General features: G+C 34.7%; 24 protein-coding genes and 10 pseudogenes. 7 read left to right on the top strand and 27 right to left on the bottom strand.

Annotated elements, in window-relative coordinates:
- Positions 1 to 51: 51 nt before the first annotated feature.
- On the bottom strand, positions 52 to 297 hold the full coding sequence (locus ABH959_RS23860; RefSeq protein WP_404493263.1) for a hypothetical protein: 246 nt from the start codon (positions 295 to 297) through the stop codon (positions 52 to 54).
- Positions 298 to 421: 124 nt separating this feature from the next.
- A complete protein-coding gene (locus ABH959_RS23855; protein WP_404493262.1) occupies positions 422 to 745 on the bottom strand; it encodes a hypothetical protein in 324 nt (107 codons plus the stop codon).
- A 359-nt stretch (positions 746 to 1,104) separates the two neighbouring features.
- On the opposite strand from ABH959_RS23855, the pseudogene ABH959_RS23850 reads away from it, so the two are divergent.
- Positions 1,105 to 1,215: pseudogene (locus tag ABH959_RS23850) on the top strand (TetR/AcrR family transcriptional regulator); the annotation flags it as partial.
- 51 nt (positions 1,216 to 1,266) lie between these two features.
- Here the strand turns inward: ABH959_RS23850 and alr are convergent.
- The 5 genes and pseudogenes from alr to ABH959_RS23825 all read right to left on the bottom strand — a co-directional run bounded on the left by alr (position 1,267) and on the right by ABH959_RS23825 (position 6,102).
- Positions 1,267 to 2,382 carry an alanine racemase gene (gene alr / locus ABH959_RS23845; protein ID WP_404493261.1) on the bottom strand — a complete coding sequence of 372 codons (1,116 nt, stop codon included), beginning with the start codon at positions 2,380 to 2,382 and terminating at the stop codon, positions 1,267 to 1,269.
- Between the two features lie 450 nt (positions 2,383 to 2,832).
- Positions 2,833 to 3,548: pseudogene (locus ABH959_RS23840) on the bottom strand (tyrosine-type recombinase/integrase).
- A 317-nt stretch (positions 3,549 to 3,865) separates the two neighbouring features.
- Positions 3,866 to 4,606 (bottom strand): type I methionyl aminopeptidase, encoded by a 741-nt coding sequence (gene map / locus ABH959_RS23835; protein ID WP_016093807.1) that lies wholly within the window; start codon positions 4,604 to 4,606, stop codon positions 3,866 to 3,868.
- Between the two features lie 457 nt (positions 4,607 to 5,063).
- Complete coding sequence (locus tag ABH959_RS23830) at positions 5,064 to 5,702, bottom strand: nuclease-related domain-containing protein (RefSeq protein WP_404493259.1); 639 nt, start codon at positions 5,700 to 5,702, stop codon at positions 5,064 to 5,066.
- 16 nt (positions 5,703 to 5,718) lie between these two features.
- Positions 5,719 to 6,102, bottom strand: a complete 384-nt coding sequence (locus tag ABH959_RS23825; RefSeq protein WP_404493258.1) for a hypothetical protein — start codon at positions 6,100 to 6,102, stop codon at positions 5,719 to 5,721.
- 125 nt (positions 6,103 to 6,227) lie between these two features.
- On the opposite strand from ABH959_RS23825, the gene ABH959_RS23820 reads away from it, so the two are divergent.
- Both ABH959_RS23820 and ABH959_RS23815 read left to right on the top strand, forming a co-directional pair.
- A complete protein-coding gene (locus ABH959_RS23820) occupies positions 6,228 to 6,812 on the top strand; it encodes a hypothetical protein (RefSeq protein ID WP_404493257.1) in 585 nt (194 codons plus the stop codon).
- The gene (locus ABH959_RS23815; protein WP_404493256.1) at positions 6,796 to 7,410 is read left to right on the top strand and encodes a hypothetical protein; all 615 of its coding nucleotides are present in this window, start codon (positions 6,796 to 6,798) and stop codon (positions 7,408 to 7,410) included. Before ABH959_RS23820 ends, ABH959_RS23815 begins: the two co-directional genes overlap by 17 nt.
- A gap of 53 nt (positions 7,411 to 7,463) precedes the next feature.
- Here the strand turns inward: ABH959_RS23815 and ABH959_RS23810 are convergent, their stop codons facing one another.
- The 7 genes and pseudogenes from ABH959_RS23810 to ABH959_RS23780 all read right to left on the bottom strand — a co-directional run bounded on the left by ABH959_RS23810 (position 7,464) and on the right by ABH959_RS23780 (position 11,210).
- A complete protein-coding gene (locus tag ABH959_RS23810) occupies positions 7,464 to 8,099 on the bottom strand; it encodes a hypothetical protein (protein WP_002069133.1) in 636 nt (211 codons plus the stop codon).
- Entirely contained in the window at positions 8,099 to 8,728 is a 630-nt protein-coding gene (locus tag ABH959_RS23805; protein ID WP_113937310.1) for a hypothetical protein, read from the bottom strand. Before ABH959_RS23805 ends, ABH959_RS23810 begins: the two co-directional genes overlap by 1 nt.
- A 318-nt stretch (positions 8,729 to 9,046) precedes the next feature.
- Positions 9,047 to 9,756 (bottom strand): annotated as a pseudogene (locus tag ABH959_RS23800) (transposase).
- A gap of 16 nt (positions 9,757 to 9,772) precedes the next feature.
- A pseudogene (locus tag ABH959_RS23795) lies at positions 9,773 to 10,351 on the bottom strand (hypothetical protein); the annotation flags it as partial.
- 65 nt (positions 10,352 to 10,416) lie between these two features.
- Positions 10,417 to 10,536: pseudogene (locus tag ABH959_RS23790) on the bottom strand (DUF6094 domain-containing protein); the annotation flags it as partial.
- A gap of 102 nt (positions 10,537 to 10,638) precedes the next feature.
- The gene (locus ABH959_RS23785) at positions 10,639 to 10,776 is read right to left on the bottom strand and encodes a hypothetical protein (protein WP_404493255.1); all 138 of its coding nucleotides are present in this window, start codon (positions 10,774 to 10,776) and stop codon (positions 10,639 to 10,641) included.
- A gap of 48 nt (positions 10,777 to 10,824) precedes the next feature.
- Positions 10,825 to 11,210: pseudogene (locus tag ABH959_RS23780) on the bottom strand (DUF6018 family natural product bioysynthesis protein).
- Between the two features lie 411 nt (positions 11,211 to 11,621).
- On the opposite strand from ABH959_RS23780, the pseudogene ABH959_RS23775 reads away from it, so the two are divergent.
- A pseudogene (locus ABH959_RS23775) lies at positions 11,622 to 11,930 on the top strand (amidohydrolase family protein); the annotation flags it as partial.
- Positions 11,931 to 12,085: 155 nt separating this feature from the next.
- Here ABH959_RS23775 and ABH959_RS23770 read toward each other — a convergent pair.
- The 7 genes and pseudogenes from ABH959_RS23770 to ABH959_RS23740 form a co-directional block, all read right to left on the bottom strand.
- Positions 12,086 to 12,181 (bottom strand): annotated as a pseudogene (locus ABH959_RS23770) (helix-turn-helix domain-containing protein); the annotation flags it as partial.
- Between the two features lie 271 nt (positions 12,182 to 12,452).
- Positions 12,453 to 12,908 (bottom strand): annotated as a pseudogene (locus ABH959_RS23765) (Rpn family recombination-promoting nuclease/putative transposase); the annotation flags it as partial.
- Between the two features lie 43 nt (positions 12,909 to 12,951).
- Positions 12,952 to 13,653, bottom strand: coding sequence for a YrrS family protein (locus tag ABH959_RS23760; RefSeq protein WP_404493254.1), 702 nt, complete (start codon positions 13,651 to 13,653; stop codon positions 12,952 to 12,954).
- A gap of 238 nt (positions 13,654 to 13,891) precedes the next feature.
- Entirely contained in the window at positions 13,892 to 14,326 is a 435-nt protein-coding gene (locus tag ABH959_RS23755; protein ID WP_404493253.1) for a sodium:proton symporter, read from the bottom strand.
- A 655-nt stretch (positions 14,327 to 14,981) separates the two neighbouring features.
- Positions 14,982 to 15,206, bottom strand: a pseudogene (locus ABH959_RS23750) (DDE-type integrase/transposase/recombinase); the annotation flags it as partial.
- Between the two features lie 23 nt (positions 15,207 to 15,229).
- Positions 15,230 to 15,724, bottom strand: a complete 495-nt coding sequence (locus ABH959_RS23745; protein ID WP_002013693.1) for a hypothetical protein — start codon at positions 15,722 to 15,724, stop codon at positions 15,230 to 15,232.
- A gap of 53 nt (positions 15,725 to 15,777) precedes the next feature.
- Complete coding sequence (locus ABH959_RS23740) at positions 15,778 to 16,170, bottom strand: transporter (protein WP_002204105.1); 393 nt, start codon at positions 16,168 to 16,170, stop codon at positions 15,778 to 15,780.
- 488 nt (positions 16,171 to 16,658) lie between these two features.
- Here ABH959_RS23740 and ABH959_RS23735 point away from each other — a divergent pair, with 488 nt between their 5' ends.
- Positions 16,659 to 18,041, top strand: coding sequence for an alpha/beta hydrolase family protein (locus ABH959_RS23735; RefSeq protein ID WP_201055186.1), 1,383 nt, complete (start codon positions 16,659 to 16,661; stop codon positions 18,039 to 18,041).
- Positions 18,042 to 18,164: 123 nt separating this feature from the next.
- Here ABH959_RS23735 and ABH959_RS23730 read toward each other — a convergent pair whose 3' ends face one another.
- The 3 genes from ABH959_RS23730 to ABH959_RS23720 form a co-directional block, all read right to left on the bottom strand.
- Complete coding sequence (locus ABH959_RS23730; RefSeq protein WP_201055185.1) at positions 18,165 to 18,725, bottom strand: GNAT family N-acetyltransferase; 561 nt, start codon at positions 18,723 to 18,725, stop codon at positions 18,165 to 18,167.
- A 472-nt stretch (positions 18,726 to 19,197) separates the two neighbouring features.
- On the bottom strand, positions 19,198 to 19,323 hold the full coding sequence (locus tag ABH959_RS23725) for a hypothetical protein (RefSeq protein ID WP_256508296.1): 126 nt from the start codon (positions 19,321 to 19,323) through the stop codon (positions 19,198 to 19,200).
- 46 nt (positions 19,324 to 19,369) lie between these two features.
- Positions 19,370 to 19,588, bottom strand: a complete 219-nt coding sequence (locus tag ABH959_RS23720; protein WP_002144183.1) for a hypothetical protein — start codon at positions 19,586 to 19,588, stop codon at positions 19,370 to 19,372.
- A 364-nt stretch (positions 19,589 to 19,952) separates the two neighbouring features.
- Between ABH959_RS23720 and ABH959_RS23715 the strand changes: the two genes are divergently transcribed.
- Both ABH959_RS23715 and ABH959_RS23710 read left to right on the top strand, forming a co-directional pair.
- Entirely contained in the window at positions 19,953 to 21,053 is a 1,101-nt protein-coding gene (locus ABH959_RS23715) for a response regulator aspartate phosphatase (protein WP_201055184.1), read from the top strand.
- Positions 21,053 to 21,211 carry a Phr family secreted Rap phosphatase inhibitor gene (locus ABH959_RS23710; protein ID WP_098180350.1) on the top strand — a complete coding sequence of 53 codons (159 nt, stop codon included), beginning with the start codon at positions 21,053 to 21,055 and terminating at the stop codon, positions 21,209 to 21,211. The genes ABH959_RS23715 and ABH959_RS23710 overlap by 1 nt, the downstream gene beginning before the upstream one ends.
- A 685-nt stretch (positions 21,212 to 21,896) precedes the next feature.
- Here ABH959_RS23710 and ABH959_RS23705 read toward each other — a convergent pair.
- The 3 genes from ABH959_RS23705 to iolE form a co-directional block, all read right to left on the bottom strand.
- Complete coding sequence (locus ABH959_RS23705; protein WP_404493252.1) at positions 21,897 to 22,688, bottom strand: 5-deoxy-glucuronate isomerase; 792 nt, start codon at positions 22,686 to 22,688, stop codon at positions 21,897 to 21,899.
- 104 nt (positions 22,689 to 22,792) lie between these two features.
- Positions 22,793 to 23,638 carry a class II fructose-bisphosphate aldolase gene (locus tag ABH959_RS23700; protein WP_404493251.1) on the bottom strand — a complete coding sequence of 282 codons (846 nt, stop codon included), beginning with the start codon at positions 23,636 to 23,638 and terminating at the stop codon, positions 22,793 to 22,795.
- Positions 23,639 to 23,726: 88 nt separating this feature from the next.
- Complete coding sequence (iolE, locus tag ABH959_RS23695) at positions 23,727 to 24,623, bottom strand: myo-inosose-2 dehydratase (protein ID WP_340853421.1); 897 nt, start codon at positions 24,621 to 24,623, stop codon at positions 23,727 to 23,729.
- Positions 24,624 to 24,722: the final 99 nt, after the last annotated feature.

Here is a 24,722-nt window from a genome sequence, read left to right as displayed (position 1 = left end):
ACGACCGTTTCGTAGCGCTGTTTAAATGATTCTAAATCACCTGGAGTTGGCTCATTGGAGCAGAATTTTTTTAAAAGCTACCACACGAATATTATTCCGTAATTCCTCGATACGTTCTTCGTATAACTTTTGATTGAAGCCTTCTTTATCAGCAACTTCAAAATGTAGTTCTGTTTTTGGTTTGCGCCTTCTTTTATAAAAACCCATAAGAATTTCCTTTTTTTCGTTAAACATCATAATAAAGACAGTGCACTCTAAATTCAGCACTCGGTTGGCTACACTTAGTGTTTCATCCAATACTTTTCCCCGTTCTGCATCACTCAACTTGGGGTACGGAAACGATTCTGAGTATGATGGGCCACTCTGGAAAAACATTCAATAATAAAAATCGTAGGAATTGATAATTCCTACGATTTTTTGATTAGAATTCTCTAATATTAATTGCAAAATGTGGTTTAAATCTCACTTCAATTGCTTTTTTCTCTTCAGAGCACTGAATGTGGAGTGTATCATTGCGAGTATAGACTCGTTCCACAAACTCCATATTAACGTCAAATACACATCCTTCATTATAAGAAAGACTTAATTTAACTGTATTCTCATAAACTGACATAATTATTATTAATTTAAATCCTAAGTGATCTATTTTACGATACAGATACACACCTGCACCTTCAATCAAAAAGTCTTCTGATTCACTCTCGAATAGCTCTAATAGTTCGTATTCATCATAATTAATATCCAATGTTTATAACCAACCTTCTGCACCGTAAAATAATTATACAGTACTATAAGGGATAGAGCCCACACTTTCACGAAAATACACACTAACTAAATTTCGACATGAATGAATGGAGTTGCTTCTATGAGGGGCATAAGTAGCCCCTCATACCCTGAATCGTTTCCGTACCCCCTATAGTTAAAAAAGGAACTTACCCTTAGACAAAAATTATCTAAGGGTAAAGAAATATCGCAACATTTTTATAAACGTCGTGACTTTATTCAAAACATCGCGGCTTTATTTCAAATCTACAGCTCAATTAAAGCGCCCTTTAATGGAAGACTTGATTTCAAAGTAAATTATATGAATGGGGGTGTTTTAAAATGGGTAGAAGTATAAATTTTAACAAAGAACATGTTTTGAATAAAGCTATGTATTTATTCTGGGAAAAAGCTTATGACGCTACATCCATTTCAGATCTTTTCAACACAGTGACCTAATACATAACAATCGAGATAATTATGATGAATGCTGTCTTTAGCTTGTTATTTGTAAATTCTAGGAACTCTCTGACCCAAGTTACAAGCAACTTCATACGATATGGTTCCTAACATACTTGCCACTTCATCTAATGATATGAAATAATCCCCTTGACCTCCATAAACTACCACCTCATCACCAATATTTACACCCTTAATATCAGTAACATCAATCATACAAAAATCCATACATATTTTACCAAAAACAGGAACTAATTGTCCGTGTATAAGGACATAAGCCGTTCCAGATAATCGCCTCGAATACCCATCTGCATACCCAATTGGAATAGTTGCAATAATTGCTTTATCTCTTTCAATGTTAGTTGCTCCATATGATACGCCATACCCTTTCTCAAGTGTCTGAATATAGATGACTTTGGTTTTTAACTGTATTGCTTGTTTAAGATTAACTTTTGTTTTATTCACCTCTTTAGATGGATAAAGACCATACATTGAAATTCCAATACGAACCATATCGTAGGTCATATCTGGCATTTCTATTGTTGCAGCACTATTCGCAATATGAAATAGGGGAATAGAAACTTTTCGTTTCTCCAATTCTTCCAATAACCTTTTCCATCGGTTCTTTTGTTTTTCTGCATACCGTTTGTCAGCTTCATCTGCGGTAGCAAAATGTGAGTACACTCCTTCTAGATAGAGCCCATCCATTCGTGACACGATATGGATAAAATCACTTGCTTCTTCTGCTTGAAGTCCCAATCGTCCCATTCCTGTATCGACTTTGACGTGAACCTTTGCCTTTTTTCCTAAGATCTGCCCAGACTTTGATAATGCTTCTGCATGTTCCATATCAAAAATTGATTGTGTTAAATCCCAATAAACAACATGATTCGCTGCTGATGGAGGTGTGTATCCAAGTATAAGTATAGGTGCCTGAATATCTGATTTTCGTAGTTTAATCGCTTCTTCTAAACTGGCCACTGCTAAATAATCCACTCCACTATTAATCGCTTTTTTGGAAACCTCGACAGCACCGTGGCCATAACCATTCGCTTTTACGGTGGCCATTATTATTGTTGAGTTAGGTATTATTCTTCGAAATTCACTAATATTATGTGAAATATTGCTAAGGCTAATTTCAGCCCATATTGGTCTATACATCATTTCCCCTCACTTTAGGTGAATTTTCAATGATCGTTTCAAGTAGCTCATTAAACGGATTGCCCGCTGATTGTGCACTTTTTAAGAGCAGACTTTTTTTCGTCTTCCCAGACAATTAATTAACTTCCAACACATAAGGGATACTATACAGGACGGCCGTCTGTAAGCTTAAAGTCGTTAAATACTACATTCATACCCTTGCTAAAATTTTTACATACCTGCACTAATCCCAAAAGGTCCACACAATATGTATTTTTACGGTCTTATGGTAGGGTGTGGAACCACCAAGATAGATGGTAGCTAGAAAATATGGTGGTGGGCCAACTCCCTTTAGATTAATTAAACTCAAATAAATTGTGCAAGGAGTTATTCTATTAAATGGCGCAATTCAAAAAGACACGTCTTTATATATGCACGCCTCGATTTTGATTAAAGATTAATTTCTAGCCTTCAAAAATATTTAATATAAAAATCGTGTCTCAACTTTCCGCTCAGCTGAGCATATATTCTCGTGGTTTCACTCTTCTCATGACCAAGTAAGCTTTGTATCACTTCAAGTGACGCACCGTTGTTAATCATATGTGTAGCATAGCTGTGACGTAATTGATGAGGATGAATACTCTTTTTAATCCTGGCACGATTTGATATACGTTTGATAATAAATTTTAGGTTATCAATACTCATACGTCTTTTTGGCCTTCTTTCCGTAATAAACAAACAAGGCTCCTCATCATCTCTTTCATCTAGATACCTTTTTAACCAAATGGTGCAACGAGTATTAAAGTATACTTCCCTTTCTTTATCACCTTTCCCATGTATAATGACAGAATTTGTTGAGAAGTTAATATCGACACGATTCAGTTTTACGACTTCCCCAATACGGCAGCCAGTAGAATACAAAAATTCAAATAATGCATTCTCCATTGAGTTATGACATGCTTCCCTAAGATGTTCAATCTCTAGTTCCAAAAGGAATTTTGGGATTTTTTTCCTAATTTCGGCTCTTTTAATTTAGCAGCAGGGTTTTTAAGAATAAAACCTTCATCATGTGTCCATCTAAAAAGTGATTTGATGCAACGAACTCGGTGTCCTAAACTAGATGGCTTTAAGTGTTCTCCTGCTTCAATTAAGTAACCCTTTAGTTTTTCTGTAGTAAATTCACTCATGTTAATGTCACCAAAATAACGTAATAAAAGATTATATTGAAAACAATATGTTTTTAAAGTCAGAGGTGAATATCCCTCAATTTTTTTATCTAATTGATACCGTTCCCAGGCCTCAGATAATAACTTTATTCTTCACGCTCCCATTCTATAAATCAATTAATCTAGATTCTATTATGCTCAAGGAGAGTCTCTTTTATACGTTAGTTATTCAACAATCGCAGAAAACAAAAAAATTACTTAACCATGAGAACACTTGAAATACAAGAAAAAGACGCTTCTCTATAAAAGAATAGCGCCCTATCGTGGTATTCGTGCTCTTACAATGTAGTAATAATCGGTCCTTCCTTGGTAAGGATAATCGTATGTTCGTATTGAGCCACAAAGCTTTCATCGGTTAGGCAGGTCCATCCATCTTCGGATTGGAAAACTTCCTCTTCAAATGTAGAGATCATAGGCTCAAAGGCAATTACCATACCATCCTTTAAAATTTCGTCATCACAGTGAGAGAAGTAATTGAAAATGTGTTTTGGTTCTTCATGAATCGAACGCCCAACACCGTGTCCAGTAAGATTTTTTATGACTGTTAAGCCATGCTGTTTTGCTACATTGTGTGCAGCTTTTCCGAGCGCGCTTTTTTTTGAACCTGGCTTTGCCTTCTTAAGTCCAGCATCGAATGCTTCTTTAGCAACGTCACATATTTTCTGTAAAATTGTCTCTCCTTCCCCTACTACAAAGGAAATTCCGGTATCTGCGAAATATCCGTTTTTTGAACCTGAAACATCAATATTTACAATGTCCCCTTCTTGAATGGTCCGTCTCCCTGGAATCCCGTGCGCTACTTCTTCATTTATGCTAATACATGTATATCCAGGAAAATCGTATTCACTTTTTGGGGCAGATTGAGCTCCTGCTTTTTCAAACATCTCTCTCGCAATTTCATCGAGTTCTTTTGTGGTAATTCCAGGTTTCGTACTATGGACTAATTCATCTCGAATCGCGCCACAAATTTCACCAATTACTTTTAATCCATTAAAATCCTCTTCAGTCTTTGCAACCATTGTATATCCTCCCTTTTTAAAGTATTTTATGATTAGTATACCATTTAGTTTCTAGCAGGAACGGGGTTTTCTTCAACAATCTGGCCCTTTAGTTGAGTAACTTTATTGCTACTCAACAATTCCTTAATCCACCTTTCAGTTCAGATCTTCTTTTCACTTTTCACTATAAAAACACCCCTTTAGATAAACAGATCCAAAGGGGCAAAACATCGTGTCTTTTTTTAAAACACCGTGACTTTATTTAAAAGCAACATTATGACTTTTTTTGATTTAGGTCTTAATACTGTAAATTAAACAACTTTATTGGCACTAAACAAATATATCTTTAATCATTCTTTTTCATCACAAAATCTTTTGGATTCCCTTTTAACTTGTAATACTTCTTGTTAAGATGAATACTTACTATGAAAATCACTAAAAATCCTATTACATATAACATGTCTCTTTCTCCATTTTATTATTGTTTGGCAAACTTATTGTGTAAATACTTCACATGTTTCTTTTCAATATCCTTATCCGTAATGTTTGCTCGCAATATAGTTTGATAGATATGCTGGACCTCTTCTCTTGTTAACTGAATGTCTGTATAAGATTCAATACATTTCTTCAGATTGTAATAATATAAGATATGTTTATCTTTTGAATGTACATTAACTTTTTTTAGATTGCATTTCGGATGAAACGCTACAATAGAGATACACGGCAGCTGTTGTTCCATCACCCATTCAATTGCTTTCGTATGTTTATAGTTTTGTCGAAATGGATTTTGAAAAGAGTGTTTCTTTCTAAAAATACCTTGTGTCCATCTTGCCGCCTTCTCATCTCCATAGATCCAGCCCTCGTAGTTCTTCGTCTCTATGACAAATACACCTGTTTCCGCGATAACAATATGGTCAATTTGCGTTGTATCACCATACTCCGTATGAACCGTCACATCATGTAACACATAATAACTTTCAGGATTCAATTTACTTAATATACGTTTCACCAGTTTTTCTCCAGCTTTCCCTTTCCATTTAGGTACATGTTTTTTTACAACAATATTCAATGGAATCAGAATCGCAATGAGAATTAATTCGAATATCAATATTTTCATAATAAAAACCTCCTTTTCACACTCTTGCGTTTTTGCGTATCAAACGATATACATACGTTTCTAATCCTAAAATAAAATATGAAATACATAAGCCTTTTATCACCATCTCTACGAATCCTAACGCTAATGAAACAATGAGCCCACCCCGAAATTGAAAGGGTCTTGTCACCCTTCGATTCACTGGCTTTTCAATGACACCAAAGTTAGCCCAGGTTGGTAAACGTTTTTCCACATTCTTTATGGTGCCCATTAATCCATATTTAAGCGACAGAATGAAACATCCAATTAGTAAATACACAATAGAAGAAAAATAGATAGATAGACCCATTACGATAATTGTAAGCAGCCAACCTATTAAAATAGAATTTCGCAAAACAATATATTCTCGATTTCTTTTCAAAACAAACATTCCTTTCAAAATAAATTAGGGTATTTTTAAATGGAAAATATTTACATTTAATTATAAGCATGATATGATACGTTTATATTAATTTACGAACTAGCCTAAAAAGGATTGTGATAGATATGTTAAAACTTATAGTAGATAATACGGTAACAGACCAAGAAACAGATTCAGCTTTTTCAAACCTTTTCACCTGCAAAGACTGTGTATACTATCTTTCAAAATCGGATTCTTGCAGTCTACAATTAGCAGCTGATTCAAATAATCCCCTTATCCCTTATGAGTGTGGGAATTTTGAGGAAACCTATGAAATCGGAACGGACGATCCATTGAATTCACATATTCATCAACGACTTCGTGAAGAAAAAGCACAAATACTATCTGAAAATTATCCAGCACAACCTTCTATTGATCCGATTCATAAAGAAGCATTATGGTATGGAACAGCAGATTATGGTTGTTGGATTGTAAATGATGCAAAGAAACGTTTTGCTCTTGCAGGACAGGTTCCTTTCGGTGATAATAATATGTCATCTGAAAAATACGCATCTCCTTTCCCTTTACATGATCATGGAGCAAAAGAAGGTATTAGGCACTATATATGCTGGTATGTAAACGAAAAAGGAATAGGCGAATACCATCTACTTATTGGTGGTGTCATCATGAAAATTGCAGAAGGAGTTAAGAAACTTGGATTCAATTACTAATCACCTCTACAAGAAAAGAATGTTAGAACATACGATATTATTTAGCCTGGTACATCTGGTACCAATCCTTATCTTTACCGGCATCATATACTTAGTACTAGAGCTTTCTAAGTCGGAATGGCATACTTGGCTTATTTATGAAGGAATCTTTACGATCCTGTTCCTCATAACGAGATTCCAAGTCTTTCAAACGAAAAAAAGTATTCTTTCTATGAAGCAATACGAGAAATGGTTTTCGAAGTTAAATATTATTTTAGTTTCTATTTTCCTTGTCTGTTTTGCAGGCATACCAGCTCTACTACAAATTGTGTTCATTCTACAAATGGCACTCATTTTCTACCTGTTAGAGCGTAGTTGTCTGTATATCGAAAGATTACCAATACATAACGTCTATAAAATCAAGGCAATTATTTACGACAAAAAACAACTGAAAATTGAACGAATTATTCCCAATAACGAGGAACACGGCACTCTTACAGTTCAAACAAAAGATGAACAATACTTTTTATATACAGCTGTATATCTAAGTGGCATATTATCCCCTATATCACCGGAGGTATTTGAAGAATACGAACGAAGAAATCATATGGGTAGATAAAAGGTACTGAATATAGATTCAGTACCTTTTTCATTCCTCTTATATGTGTTTCTTTACATATTCGCAAATAACCATGGAGCGAGTACTGCTAACATACAGAGTAAACAAGATCCTGTTATGACACGATTGGACCAACGATAATACTCAGGTTGTTTCGTACTCTCATGAATTTTTCGTAAACGAATACCTGCAATTAACATAAATGGTGTAAAAATAAGTGCTGTTGATTTAAAAAGGTCTAAAAAATCCGTAAAGATGTTCATAAACGAAACTACATCGGAACTGAATAAGAAGTACACACTTAGTCTCATCGCCATCATACTAACGAATGAAAAGATCATACTCCCTGTCGCCCACTTCATCCATTGACCATTCTTCGTAATTAATGCCATAACCATGACAATAACGCCTAATACGAAAGAGATAGAAAAGATATTTACCCCTACTTTAAAGGCAGGTGCATACATACCCTCAATTTTTTGTATTAATGATGAACCGAATGAATCATCCTTCTCTGGTGTTTTGGTTCGATTGTTTAATCCCTCTTTAAAGGATGACGAAACATCATTCCCTTTTAATTCATTAAAGTCCACTTTTACAGATGCATGAGCTGCTTGTAAGGGGATAAGAAGTAAAACCATCAAAACAAGCGTACATAAGACTCCTATCATCCCTTTTTCTTGTTTCATCACACATCACCCGCTAATTTTGGTTTAACGCTCTTTAATTTGATTTGATTTCCTTCTGCAACATAATAGAGATCTGCTGAGTAATAGATATTTGCTTTTGTATATGCTCCCATAATTGCATTCGCGATTTCTTCCTTCTCTACTGCCATGTATGTTTCATTTTCATTATAAAATTCAATTTCAATTCGATTAATATTATTATTTAATACTGTAATATGTAACTCTTTTAAGCTATCTAAACGATTGCCTAATCCACACACTAACTTAAATACTTTATTTGCAATCGTTGGTGGTTTGACATAAGTCGTATTAAAATGAAGAGTTTCATCATCTATCACACCATCTTCCTCAACTGCACACGTCATAATGAAAGAATGATTTTGTTTTTCAATTTCTTGTTGACTCAACTTGCGATCAATGACATACTTCACGCTTGTTGATAGGTTTTCTATATATTCATCCAGTTCGGTATTTGAAATTTTAACCTCTGAGAATTCCGGAAAAATCATGTAAGCGTGTGTATTAGAACTACTTTTACTTACACGTAATACCTGGATTTGTTTCTTTTCATAGCGCACCGTTTGTTCTAATTTTTCTACTACGTTGTTGCTTATATGATCGATTGCCATATATTATCACTCCTATTTACTTTGATAAAAATTTTTTCATACAATACTCATGATTTGATACTATCTATTTAAAGCATTGTAATATTACGAAAAGTTCTCAATTCTCCTGTTCTAAGACTGTTAATCACCTAAATCTCAAAACATTGTAATATTACAATGACGTACAATGTTTCATTATAGTCGAATATCCTTATATGGTGAATCATTCTGTCCCACTCATTTGTACAAAAATAAAAATTATTTTATCCTTGTACAAATGAGTGGTAAAACGCTGTATTTCATGCTATTTATCTAAGAAAATACAACTAGGAAATAGATTCATATATTCCCTAGTTGTCTATTTCTCCATTCAACTAATGCATAAGAATACGGTGAATCGGCTTGTAATTCTATGTACAATTGTTGATTTTCTGGTAATATCTCTCCCTCTGTATGAATCCAATAACGCTTATTATCAGACATATTAAGTACGCGTGTCAGTGTTCTCGTCCTATTACTTTTACAGTCCACTTTACCAAATTCATATCATCTACCCCTGATACTCCTTGTTGAATAGGAAAGATATGCTCTGTTTCTAGTGGGATCGGCAACTGTTCTAGTTCCGGAAATGTCTCCTCATATTCTAATAATTCCTCTGGTATATCCTCATCGCTAGGAAAAGGGATATCGTATACTGCTTCAGAAGCAGGAGTATGGTGAAAATCTTCAGCATACTCCACTTCTTTTGCAACTTCCTTGTCCTGTTCTAACGTTTTTTTTTCTTCACCTAAATTCATTTGAACCGACGAAGCAACTAAATCATATATACTTGCTACATCTTTTTCTAAGGTGATTTCCTTCGTAGGAGCAGTAATGCGTTCCTGTTCCCTGCCAATGGGTCTATTTTTTCTCGGACACCAATAAACAGGTCGTTCCACCGGTTCTGGTCCTTTTTCTTTTTTCTTTTCTTCTATCAACATATGTTTTCTTGTTTTGTAAACAACAAAACACATATAGCAAATTAGTGCGATAAGAAGTATTGTAAACATGATTTTCTCCTCTCATTTAACCAAATAAATCGAACTCGAATTGTCCATCAATTACTTTACTTTTTCGTTTCCCTTTCCCTTTCTTTTGAGAAGCATCTACTTCAACTATCAATTCATCCCAGAATGCAATATCTTGTTTTTGTACAAGCATACGCTTATCTGTATTCAGTGTTGTTAAAGCTCGTATGAGATCTTCTATTTCTCCATCTATTTCAAGTACATTGTGCTTCATTCGAACACCAGGTAATTGCTCTTTTTTAATACATTCAACAGCCCTTTGTACAAATAGAGCCTCTTTCATAAATGCAACGTCCATCGTTTCTGGTAATTTTTCCACCCAATTCGTGAATTGAATTTCAATTGTTTCAAATACAGGCGTAATTACATTACCGATATTTGCAAGAACACGTTTCGATTCATCAGATGCTGCTTTTGTCCATTCCTCTGTTGAACCTTTTAATTGATTGCCACTCTTAATATCTTGAATTAATAGAGTCTGTATATCCCCTGTATCACCAAGCATTGCATTCACACCATCGCTTGTTGCATCACCGTTCATTGCTTCTGCAGCTTTGTTCTTTTGGGCAATTAACTGAGTGGGTCGAAGATGGGCGCACAGCTTAACTGTGTTTCCCATCAGCTCCCGTTGGAACCGTACGAGCAACTTTCGAAGCAAGCATAAGCTCGCTCTGATTCCATTTGTAATAGTTGTACTAAGTGTTTCCCTACTGTTAGTGGTGTTGGATAAAATCCAGCCGCCAAATCATTTCCTATACGCATAACGATTCCCTCCGAGTTCTTTTTTTACAATAAAAAAGGAAGATCCAAGTATATACATCACTTAGTTCTTCCTTCTACCTTCTATAAACTACCCCGACTTTATTAAAATAGTAGTTCTTCATCTGTAATCTCCGATAGCTCATCCATACCAGCAAAAATATCATCCGGCTCTTGGGATTGCTCTTTTGTTTCCTGCTCTTTTGGATCATCTAATACTGTCCAAATGTTATCTTTTTTCATATCTATATCCCTCTATCCTTCTTATTTTTCAGTTTCATAAACCACTTCTTAATAATCGAAAAAATAATCTTTCATCTTACACATGAATTTACGAAACTTCGGTTCAGCTACAATCTTTGAACCATGGTAAAAACTTTGTTGCCCGACAAAGCGCCATAAGATGACATAGCCTTCTTTTGTTTCCTGGATGCCCTTAATAAATAATGTAATTTCTTGAGTAGCTTTTTTTCATGAATAGAGTTTGGTTTAAAATATTGCTTTTTACCATCAGGTAATATGATTTCTGCCTCTAAACAACCTCGTAATTGATTAATTCTCGATCTAGAGTCGGTTAACAGTGCAGATAAAGCATATGACTTCTGATTTTTTTCCATTCGTGTTTTATGTTCCTCTACTGTTGGTACTAGTCTTAAGTTTCTACAATCTTTTTTCATTTTACTATCTCCTCTACTATTTACTTTGTTATGTTATGAATCATAAATAACCCTGCCTACAAACTTGAAAACAACACAAAAAGGGCTTCTTCAAGTCGATTAATAATGTGCATAGCAAAATAAGCTATATATACACTAATCGGCTCAAAGAAGCCCTTTCAAAAATGAAACAAGACGCAACTTGCTTCTACAACTCAACCACAACACAAAAAGGTGTGGGAATAAACGGAATCAAATAAACTAACAATATACCTATATATTACATAATAACATTATTTATTTCAAGAATTATTAATTAAAATTAACGCATTATCCAAACGAATTCTTATTCCTCAAGCTTGTGAAGGCCGATAGTCAAAAGGTATTTGGGTAATACGTTAAGGGTTAAGTGTCTTACCAACTTCAATCCATGCACCTCTCCCCTTCTTTGACAACAATGGGGAGTATGCAGGCCTTCAAGTTGGAAAAGTATCTTCGCTATTTCACGAAGTACGAGAATCTGTTTTAGTGGAAGGTATTCCGTTAGAAACGGCACTAGAAGTCATTACCATGAATCCCGCACAATTGCTGAAACTTTCAAGTAAGGGCTGTATCCAAACCGGGAAGGATGCTGACATCGTATTGTTGGAAAAAGAAACGTTGGACATTCACAGCGTCATTGCAAAAGGCAAGTTTATGGTAGAAAATAAAGTTCCGATAGTGAAGGGAACATTTGAATAAGAAAGATAAGAAGCTTCTATTACAAAAATCATTTAAAGACACTAGAAAAATATGACACTTATACAAATGAATAATATATAAACAAAAGACCATCGGTTTAATAAATCAGTGGTCTTTTGTTTAGAGAAGAATTTAGCTAATTTATTTCATGTTTTGAATACAAAGCGATTGCAACCAATGGTTTTAGCAATTAATATTTCTTGTTTCTTATTTAGGTAGATATGAAATTTATATGCTTTACTTACTAACATAGGGTGCACCTCACCTTTTTATACGATATCTACAGTAAAAAAAAAACGTAGGCTTAAGCCTACTGATATTCATCTCCCACCTAAAATTAGTGTTTCACATCTTTATATTTTGAGGAAGGAGTTTTCAGTCTTGGATTATTTCGTTTTCATTAGCTTGATATTGATGTTTCCGTATCCCCTAAAAATAGAAAAAGAAGATTGAGACATCTCATCTTCTTTTCAGGCAGAGTTAGAGAAAGCATTTTATTGGATAAAATGCTTTCTCTAAGAACTAGCTCTGCAAAAATCGCTGTATTTCTATTTCTTGTAATCCTGTAAGCTTTGCAATGTCTTCTACAGACACACCATTTTTATGCATGCCTCGAATGAGTTGCATCTTTCCTTGCTCAACCCCTTGTTCAATTCCCTTTTTAATTCCTTGTTGTTCTGCATGAGCAAATTTTGCTGCCTCATCCATTAAGGCCTTTTCTCTTGCTTCATATGCTTGACGGAAAGAAGAATCTTGACTCATACGTTCCCATTTATTCATTGCTTTTTGTAAAATCGGATCTCGGTTCATGGCAATATCCTCCAATGTTAGTGTGAGATGTTCATCTTCATTCGCAGGTATTAATAATAACCAACGAACAAACGAATCTTCCCACGGATTGACTTTCTCTTCGCGCCATTGCTTCATCAACTTTGGAATCTCTACTATATGAACTTCTATATCATCACTTAATAGCTTAGTCGCTCACAACAAGAGAGGATAGTATTTACATTTTGCTTATTTATTTTACCACCTGAACAGATACTGGTTTCCAGCCCTGATTCTCTACCCAATCAATATCAACCTTATATTTTTTATTACTTTGCTTATCTCGTACATTACCGTAGGCTTTATTTTCACCATTATTTCCAATAAAATCAAAAATCAATTGACCCTCTGGAACATCAACAGCATAAGAAATTGCTTTTTTCATCTCATTCCAATCTACTGTTCCTTCTTTAAATTTCATTGCAGGTTTTGCTCCTTGCTCTGTACCAATTGGCTTCCAAGAAGGATTAGTTTGAGAACCCTTTTCTTGAGATGCCGTTTTTTCTCCCTCTTTATTTTCATTTCCGCTCGTTTTTACCGATTTTTCTGCTTTTTGTTTCTCTTCTAACAGTGCTGCTTCTCTCTCTTCACGTTTCTTCTCTTCTAACAGTGCTGCTTCTCTCTCCTCACGTTCCTTCTCTTCTAACTGCGCCGCTTCTTTCACTTCACGTTTCTTCTCTTCTAACTGCGCTGCTTCTTTCTCTTTATGTTTCTTCTCTTCTATCTTTGTTGCTTTCTTTTCTTGAGCAATTGCTTTCTTTGATGTATCAGAAGGGGAAAACAACTGGTATGTCACTATACCAACTGTCACTAATACCAAAGTAAATGCAATATTAAAAATCACCTTTTTACGACGATTTTGTTGTTTTTCTTGAAACCTGCTTCCTTGTCCCATTTTTTAAACCTCCGAGTTTATTTTCTCTTCTAATCTTTATGCATTATTCTTATAATTCTTAATATTTTCATTAAACAATGGAAATGAATTACAATTCCCATACAAGATTTCATATCATAATAAAATTCGTGTTGTTTCAAGCATCTGACATATGTTATTCAAAAATATTTTAATACATTAAAAATTGATAAGCATCTGTTCGTAAGAAACCTTCAATTTTATTCAAAGGTGATTCCAATTACGTCCACATTAGATCTCCTGTAGAAATCTTTTTAACAATTAAGCCCCTTCTTCCCTTATTTATAATTTTCAAATTAAACTGCCCTCTATGGTACAATAAAGATGTGTTGTTTTCTACTGGGGTATGTCGTAAAATCAAAAGGGATTTTATCTCTTTTACCTTTTTTTCAGAGTAACTTTCACCACTAGGAGACTCTATTATTCCTAATGTAATCTTTAATTCGCTTTCATCAAAAATCCAATCTTTATTAAGTTCCCTTATCTTTTGTATAAAGCTTCTTTTGGTTTTTCCTATATAGATCAATGTTTCATTCTTAGCATATACTCTAGAGATTACAAATATTCCCTTCTTAAAAGCTTCTTCTCTATTATAAAAATCATTTAAACTATACAATCCATACCATTTAATATGTACTGTTTCTATTAACCTCACCTCATTTTTATGATAACATTATAATTTCTGAATGTTCAAATTATTATGGATACATAGCCTTGATTACTTGAATTATAAATAGTGCTTTTCAATAATACATTTTATTATTACTAATTTCAATAATGAATATGTACATATGTAGTATTGGATGGCCGCAAAAAAACATGGGAATTTAATTCAAGCCCTATATCAAAATGAAAATAAAAAAAACCTGTGATATACACAAAGTGCTTTTCTCTTGTCAATTTATCTATTTTCTTTTTATAACTCAAACTCCTTCGAATCGTACTTTTCTAGAGTTTGCTGCAATTCATTTTTTTCATATGGAATATGTTTATCTGTCTCTATATCTTCAACATTTTCTCCACCCGCTAATAATCTCCTGTACTTAAAAGAGTGCCCTGTTAATAATGGTGTAATTATGTTGTATGGCCCTCCTTTTGTTTGATTACTTGTATCATAAAACAAGTATCTGAAGCTGATATGTGGTCTACTTTACTGATAAAAATAACAAATAAAAAAGGAAACCTGCATGTTCGTTATAGTGATTTTCATGTTATATATACTCATATAAATTCATTAATATGCAATATTACATATTAGGTTCCTGTATCTTCATGATATTGATGTATTTATGATACTTTTATCTTCATATTTAGAAAGGAATACTATTGTACGTTGAAAAGGCGGAGTCTCTTTGAAGACTTCGCCTTTGTTTATATAGGGCATGAATGGTCTCGATACCTTTTATCGTACGTGAAGCATGACGAAGATTTTGAAATCCTGCAGATTTAGCAAAACGTCTCTTGACATGCCTATGATCCTGGTCAATAAGATGGCTAAAATTTTTGATTCTACAATGGATTGTAGTTTGATAAACCGAGAGACCCTTTAGAATAGAAATCACTTTTGACACAAAACAATGATTTTATATGGTGTAGTTTGAGCTGGTATACTCATTGTTGTAAAACTATAAATAGCTATTAAATTTCGATTTACAAGATTACCTGTAAAGAATTGACCATTTGTTAATAAAATTTGAGTAGAAGGAGAAATATTTAATTTTAATTTTCCATCACTACTCTCCAACTGTTCATTAAAATAGTCTACTTTTACATTTTGATGCGGTGTATATTTTGCCATAACAATCGCTTGAAATTGTGGTGGGAAAATAAGAGGAGCAGGAGCGTTGGCATCGTAAAACCCAGTTACTTTATCTCCTACTACTACCGTTGCATAGTCGATAAAATACGTATTTGGTTTCACTACAAAATTTATTAGATTCCCATAACCATTATCTACGGACATTAATTTATTACATCCTATATCTTCGTTTGACCCTGTTACAAAATCGTTAATCATAGTTATTGTACCATCAAATGATTGAAATTTTTTCATTCAAATACCTCTTTTGTTTATATAATTAAACCTCTATCGTTACTCTATAATTTTTAAAAACATGTAAATGAAATAATCCTTCTCGTATCAATTCCAAAAATAACCCAAAACCTACCGTTCCATCTAAAACCAGCAACAGACCTTGGTCCTACAAAAATTGGGAAATACCAAAATTGTTCACCATTACTAAGCCATATATAAGTATTTCGAAATAAACATAATGAAATTGCCCCTGGATCAACAGCAAATGGTGAAGCAGTTGATTGTTGAGGAATAAATGATGGGGGAGGAGATGTTGGAGCTTGTGAACTTTGCTGTCCTGGAAAACTTGGTACACCCGGAAAACCTGGCATTCCAGGTATACCTGGAATCTGAGGACCAGGGAATTGACGATCGAAGCATTGATCATAATTTATATAAGGATAATATATTGACTCATTATACATTTAAAAACCACCTCTTTATTTTTAAAACCCTGTAAATTATTAATATGTAATGTTGTTCGTATAGGAAGCTTATTCGCATCCTATACGAACAACATTTTAAACAGGAAAGTATACCTATACCCTTTTTTTTCGGTATGGGGTAATGGAAATTCCAGTGTCATCTTTGCTACTACACACTGTTACCAATCAAACATGCACAATGTAGAAATGAACCATAAAAATTTCTTCATCGTATGCCTCCCTCTCTTCTTGTTTTTCTTCCCCTACATCATAACGGGATTGGAATCATTGTTGGAAAAACGATCGATTTCTATGATTTAGCAACGATTTATGTATAAATCCATTGCTTAACTCCTCCACTCTTTCAAACGGGCTTTTTATGATATGTATGCAGGATTCCCCCTTACATGTAACGAAACCCCAATAGGGAAACATTCCACTAATTACCATACCTATTTCATACCATTACATTTTGGGGGTTAAACAGGATGAAAACAAAGAAGTTACAAAAATCAGCACTTTCTTTTACCCTACTCTTTTCTTTAGGTGTTTCTTCTTTTCCGCTTACAACAGCTATTCATGGGGATACACAAGGGGCACAAACTGCAGAAAAGAAACAAGTCTCATTAACGGAGCGTACGTCTTTATTTTTTGCATATCTCCAACAAGGTAAATATGCAGAGGCACTCCAGTTGACGTCTGCAGCTTTTCAATCCAAGTTTACGGCAAACATATTACAAAGCTGGTGGACACAAAGTGGCGGGAGCAGAATTACAAGCATGGGAACACCTGTTATAAAAGAACGAAACTTGGTCCATCAAACGGTTGAAATTCCAGGAGCTATCGAAGGAACTACTATTCCACTACTCCTTAAATTCACGCCTGGCGGCAAAGTTGATGAGGTTGGCGTAAGGACGGCGCCAGAGAAATCTTATACCATCCCGCATCCTAGCTATGACCAACCTGATTCCTACCAAGAACGAGAAATCGTCATTGGAAATGCTACATACCCGTTACCAGCCACATTAACGGTTCCAAAACATAAACCTGGCGAAAAAGTACCTGTTGTTGTTCTTGTTCACGGTTCTGGGCCGCATGATCGTGACAGTACATTTATGGGAGCTAAAATCTTTAGAGACCTTGCAGCTGGTCTTTCATCAAGCGGTATCGCAGTGTTACGTTATGAGAAACGTTCCTTAGAACACGGTTTTAAAATGAGTGCAGAACCTGTAACGTTAGACCGAGATACTACAGATGATGCCATATATGCAGCAAAATCAGCAGCGCAGCAGGAAGGCATTGACCCAGATAACATTTTCATTCTCGGACATAGCCAAGGTGCTGGCACCATGCCGCGCATACTAAGCAAAGCACCTTCATCACTTGTAAGAGGAAGTATTTTAATGGCACCACCTGCACGTCCGTTTACTGACATGCTCCTTGATCAGTATCAGTACCTCGGAGCACCTAAGGAATATATTGATGAAATAAAAAAACAATTCGCTTACATTGAGGACCCTACTTTTGATCCAGATCACCCACCAGCTGGTTATAATTATCTTTCTCCACATTTCATGTATGATGTGACTCGTTGGCGTCCAGTTGAGGAAGCGAAATCACGAAAAGAGCCATTACTGATTCTGCAAGGCGCACGTGATTATCAAGTAACAGTAAAAGACGAGTTTACGAAATGGCAAGAAGGGCTTTCAAGCCGCAGTAATGTTCATTTCAAAGAATACCCGAAATTGAATCACTTCTTCACGGAGGGCGACGGGGAATTAAGTCACCCTAGTGAATACGAAGTCCCTTCCAATGTTCCTGCGTATGTCATCAAGGACATCGCTACATGGGTCAATGAGACAAAGAAATAAGAAAACAACAAAAGCCATCATGCAATCATCATTGCGTGATGGCTTTTTTGATATTAATGATTCCATACACGTGATACGGTTCTGGTGCAAAAATAGCACCCTGTTCTTGAATAATGTTCAATTTCAAACGAATAAAGCCATTAATATTAAATCTTGATAGCCTCCATCCAATTTTACACCCTTTGCTTTTCTACCCTCTTCAAAAAAGCCTTGATTCTTATATAACTTGATTGCACCTAAATTATCTTCCATTACCTCAAGACAAACTTTTTCAATCTTACAGTTATTTTTAGCCCAATTGATTAACGTTTCTAGAAGAGCTCTTCCAATACCATAATTTCGATATTCAGGTAGTATGGTCATCGCAAAAAAACCTTGATGACTAATTTTTTCTTTGTTTCCGTTCTTAAAATCTATTGCACCGACTAACTTACTATCCACTTCAGCAATAAACTGTACAAAATTTGGATTTTCATAATAAGCTTTTAACGTTTTTTGAATAGCATCAACACTCATCTGCTTTACATCCTCAACCGTACTTAGCATGTATGGAGCGTTTTTTAAAGCTCTTGAAGCAGAATTTAACATTCTTTCTGCATCCTGTTCTTTAGCTTCTCTAATTGTTACTGTTTTTCCGTCCTTAGATTTATAAGTAAAAACGTTAGTTGATAGTATATTAAACACACCTTTCGGAATATAATTACTCGGATTTTTTACCCTTCCACAATTCTTAAGTAAGAGAAAATCGTATCACCTTTTTCTACAATCGCTGTCCTTTAACTTAATAATAATTATTTCAAACATTTTAAATTTTTACAACATTCAATTCCGTTATATGGCCCGATTGTTGAATAACATGACTGGCGTTTTTTAAAAAACCTTATTTTAAACGACTTTATTGTAAATTAAACAACCTTATTATCTCTGTACATGTTAAGTTTTGTTCAACATACGTGTACGTACTCGCATTTAGTACGACAATTGTGGTCAGGTAATGCCTGTCCACATAAAAATTGCAATATCAATGTACGATTTAATTGTCACAAATAATATATTTCAAACCAGAAAAAACGACCTACAATGAATTATGATGCCTCTTCTCTTCACTTGTCGGTGCTTTCCTGTAAATGAATCTTTTTCTGTCAAACAAATAGTATTAAGTCCCCCTCTCCTTGCCTAAAATAACGATTCCTTTCATTCGCCATCCTTCTCCTTTACTATTTTTGCAGTATTTTATCATTTTTCTATTTGAAGCAAAGGCTACATCCTCATTTCTACGCAAAATAAAAACGCCTCCTGTAAAGAAACGCCCCATAATATCAGTTTTTCTATCCTTCTAAATGACTTATTATATATCGTTGCTTATTTATGTCTTGACGTTTTAAAGCCGTCACTAACTCTCGATTAACATCTGATACTGGTAACGGTTCTCCGTATATATCAAACAACTTTATTCCTAACTGACTTATAATCTTTATATTATTACGATTCCTACTCTCTTGTGTATAACTAATGATAGTGCGTAAATTAATCCCAAAACTTATCATACTAACCAACGCCCCTTTTTCATTATAAATAGATATAGGTATACTTCTATTTATCTTCGTGGAATCCCTTGAAGTTTAATATCGCTATATATTTCTCAATACACTAGCGGTGTATACCATCTCCGTTTCTGTCATAATTCTACGCCACCTCCTATAAGAAAAATTCAGTAGGAACGGTTTAAACATCTAAAAAATCCATCGACGAAACTCATACTTTCTTATATTTTGTCGCATTAAATAAAGTATGGACACTCAATTTATTCAGAATATTCTGTATATTTATGAAAAAAACTCATAGTGAAATTTAAAGTATCTAATTCCTGTTATTATCAGAATAAGCCTATACGGAGAAAAGGGGGATATTATGACTGTTCAAGAAAAAAGCAATGAGCAATTGATGAAAATATTAAATGAATGGTATGAAGAAATCCGTTCATATCATGTAAAAGCAGCAAAACAAACATATCTAAAAGTACAAGAAAATTTAAAAGGAATAGAAACAGACCAATATTTATCATTCTATTATTCACTACTGAATTTTAGATATAAGGTCTTGGTAGATGGAATGAGTATTACTAAAGATTCTTTTAATAAAATAGAAGAGCTCCCTAATATCAAAGATGAATTTTCATTTTTAGCTTACTACTATCATTTCTTTAAGGCAATCCACTCTACAATTATAGCAAATTATACTGAAGCGAGAACACATTTTGAAAAGGCGGAAGAACTTTTAATTGATATACCTGATGAAGTAGAAAAAGCCGAGTTTAAGTATAGAATTTCAACTTACTTTTATCAGTCTTATCAACCATTTGAAGCGATTCAACATGTAGTAAAAGCGAAAGAAATATACCTGAATCATGTAGGATATGAAATCAATATTGCTTTATGCGACAATGTATATGGCTTAGCTTGTATAGATCTAAGAGAGTTTGAAAGAGCTGAAGAATGTCTCAATACGGTTATTGATGTTTTTAAGAAGTATGATAAAGAACATTTATTATTAAGAGTACGTTACAATTTGGGCTGGTTATATAATATTCAAGATTTATATCCATTGGCGATCCGACAGAGTTCTGAAATTATAAATAAAATACCGAACCATTTTAAAGCATTATTTGTCTTAGCAAGAGCATATTATAAATTAGAAGGCGTTGAAACAGCAAAATCATATATTGAACAGGGAATGAAATATACAAATGAATCCGGAAATGAGGAATATAAGCACCGTTTCGCAGTTTTAAATGAACTAATCACAGAACTGCCTAGAATTAAACTAGAAAAAGTAGTTACTGATGCAATTTCTTATTTTGAAAAAGAGGGCATGTGGGATTGTGTAAAAGAACATGCAGAGATTTTAGCACTCCAATTTTACCAGGCAGATAATCATGTTAAGGCGAGCAAATATTTCTACATTAGCAATAATGCCAATAAGAATCATTTGAGAAAAGGAGCGTTAAAGTAATGAGAAAAATAAAAAAAGTGTTATTAAGTATGGTAGTAGTAAGTGCATTAGCATGTAGCATGATTAGTTTAAATGTATCACAACACTCTTCGTTTAATGGCGGAGATACGCCAGCACCAACAAAACCGATTGTCTCTAGTGGGGTATCTATTGATTAACGTAATACATTTTTCTTACTTTATAAATCAGAAAATTCAGCCTCTTAATCCTTAAAAAATGTTGAATAAAATGGATAAAATATCGAACCCCTAGTCCGAAACATAATTGTTTCGGACTATTCACGTTACTATAATTGTACGTAGGGAGATAGACTAAAAATAGACGAGGTTTTCTATACATAAATAGAAAACGAGCATCCTATCGCTATGAATTGGAGCGCTCGTTTTTAATCTTACAGAAATTTGTTTTTGTTTTAATGTTTTCGATTTTAGCAAATAATAATGTTGTTTAATTTGCAAAGTGAATTAAACAAACAAACTTCTTTATTTCAAGATCGTAATTTCTTCTTTTACAAATACTGCAACCCCTTCCAAATTACCTTTTTCAATTAAAATCATCACTTCACGTTTGGAAAATCTGTAATTGATGCATCTAAAGATTCCTCTAGAATTGCATTTAAGAAACCTGTTAAAATGCGTAAATTAACTAATTTAGTGGACATGGATTTCCTCTCCATGTCTATAGTATCTATTATCCTTATTGTACATAAAGAAAGGTGGAGCACGCGAACAGACTCTTATGCGATCTCATATAAGAACCTGCCTAAATTCACAAAAAAATTGGTGGTTCTGGGCAAAAACCATCACAAGTAAAATCATTTTTTGCCAAAACCTTAATTTTCTTTTATTCTTTTTCTGGCCAAATTTTCGCGTTTGGTTCTAATAACCACTTGTGTTCTTCCTCCATGATACGATCATTCCATGGGTTATTCTCAAGATGTCGAATCATCCAACAAAAATACATTGCATATCCAGGCGCTGTTGCTTGTGGATGGTCTAGCTCACCCGGAATTGTAATAAAGCTATTATGTACAACGCGATGAGCATCCTCCCCAACCATGGCACATCCAAATCCCTGCGGCTTGTTAAAGCGATAATAATATACCTCTGGCTGGTCATGATGATGCGGTGGGTAACTGGACCATCGCCCTGGATAAGAAATAACTTCTCCTACTACCATATTAGAATATGCTGCATTGTTATAGTCAAAAATTGTCCGAATAACACGCTGCGCTGTTCCCTCCCATACTCCATCTCCAGCTACAACACTTTGACACTCATTTGGAGTATACAACTTAGACGCAAATTCTTGATCATTATCTGTTTTTTGAACAAGCACTTCACTATCTGACAGAGCAGTAATTGTAACCTTCACATTTTTAGCCACATGTAAACACCAAGGGTTTTCTTCAAAAACAGACTGCCTTAGAATAACTTGTTCCATTCCATCCCACTCTAAACGTATTGCCCCTTCTAGTAAAAGTACTGCCGTTTCATTCTTATTATCAAATAGCAACTCTTCTTTTCCATTAGACATCTTATATATGCCTATATCCATTAACATATCACTGCATTGACCGTTCATTTCTGTTAATACATTATACCCTTCATTTAATTCACCTAATTTTCCTAACACGGCTTTCTCCCCCTTTTAATTAATGGCTACTCTATCATTCTCTATCTTTATCAGCTAACTAAATTTCGAGTTTCTTCTGATATTAATGAAGAAAACCTTTCTGGTTATGCTTTGTTTTCACTTCCGAATATGAGCATATGATTTTTAACGTCTTCGTATGCGGCCTCAATTACATCTTGATGATACATAAAGTAATCTGAATAAGGAGTATTTAGGGCAGCAGTGTTAACCGCAGCAATTACATTCTGAAACGTCGCTGTCGCTACATTAATTTTACGAACACCATGGTGAATACATTGTTTGAAATCCTCTGGGCTAATGCCAGAACCACCATGTAATACGAGAGGAATACGAACTACCTCATTAATCTCCTGCAAGCGGTCTAATCGTAAATCAGGATCTCCATTGTACATACCGTGCGCATTTCCAATCGCAACAGCTAACGCATCAACGTCTGTTTCTTCTGCAAATCTGTTTGCTTCTGTGGTGCTTGTCAGCAACATCTCAATATCTTCTGAGCCGTCCTCACTACCACCTACTCTGCCAATCTCAGCTTCTACCGTCGCTCCGTACTGTTTCGCAAGCGCTACAATTTCTATTGTCTTTTGAATATTCTCCTCTAACGGATAGTGAGAGCCATCAAACATAACCGAACTAAAACCAATTTCTAATGTCTCTTTAATCTTTTCAAACGTCATACCATGATCAAAGTGAACTGCTACTGGGACAGTCGCTTTTTTCGCCGCAGCAACCATTAAAGGACCAATCAGATGAATTGGCGAATGATTCAAACGAACTTCCGCAATTTGTAGAATAAGCGGCGAACGTAACTCTTCTGCTGCTTGGATAGCTCCCATTACCATTTCCATATTAGCGACACTGAAAGCTCCGACCCCATAATTCTGTTGATTTGCCTTAATTAAAATACCCTTCATTTGCACTAATGGCATTACACATTCACCTGTTTCAATATTATTTATTAAATAGAAAACAAATGTCTCGTCGTTTTACTCCTTATGTAATCTCACCATGCGGAAATTAAAGACCTGCTTTCTCTTGTATAAATTTCCGGGCTTTTAATGCATATTCAAAAGGATTCGCTAAAGCCGGGTCTTGCTCTGCTTCTACCACAAACCATCCTTTATACTCAGAGTTCGCAAGGGTAGTAAACACTTCATCAAATACTATTACGCCATCCCCGGGAACTGTAAATGCACCATTCTTCACTGCCTGTAAGAAGCTTAATTCGTTTTCCTTTACAGCATCTACTACTTCCTCACGAATATCTTTTAAATGTACATGTTTAATACGAGGTAAATATTTTTTCAAAATATAAAGTGGCTCTTCTCCTGAAAAAACAAGATGACCTGTATCAAAAAGCAGGGATACAAAATCTGGATCCGTCATATCCATTAACTTTTCAATTTCTGCCGTTGTTTGAACACCCGTACCCATATGATGATGGTATACAATATGTAGCCCCTTTTCCTGAGCTAATTTACCGAGGTGATGTAACCCATTTGCAAGCTTATCCCACTCTTCTTCTGTAAAAACGGGCTTGTTTTGAAATAGCGGCACATCCATTACACCTTGAATACTATGTCCTTGCTCTGAAACAACGATGACTTTTGCACCCATATCATGCAAGAAATCTCTATGCTTAATAAATGCTTGTGCTGTCTCTTCAAGCGGCCTCGTTGTCAAGAACGCACTAAACCATGCGCTAGCAATCTCCAGGTTTCGTAATTCCAAAGATTTTTTCAATACAACTGTATTTCTCGGATATTTATTACCTACTTCACTTCCATTAAATCCAGCTAGTGCCATCTCACTAATACATTGTTCAAACGTATTTTCTGCTCCTAGCTCCGGCATATCATCATTTGTCCAAGCAATTGGTGCAATCCCAAGCTTAATCGTATTTTCTTTGAACATTCCCTTGTCTCTCCTCTTTGTAAAATGTTATAGAGTTTCGCTAAATTCTCCTATCTGTTTGTTAAAAAAAGAGCTTACTAAACAATATGCATGTAGATA

It is taken from the genome of Bacillus sp. RC51, from assembly GCF_044908115.1.
GTDB lineage: Bacteria > Bacillota > Bacilli > Bacillales > Bacillaceae_G > Bacillus_A > Bacillus_A mycoides.
Note: the sequence above shows the minus strand (reverse complement) of the source record. Positions and strands in the feature narration are given on the sequence as shown.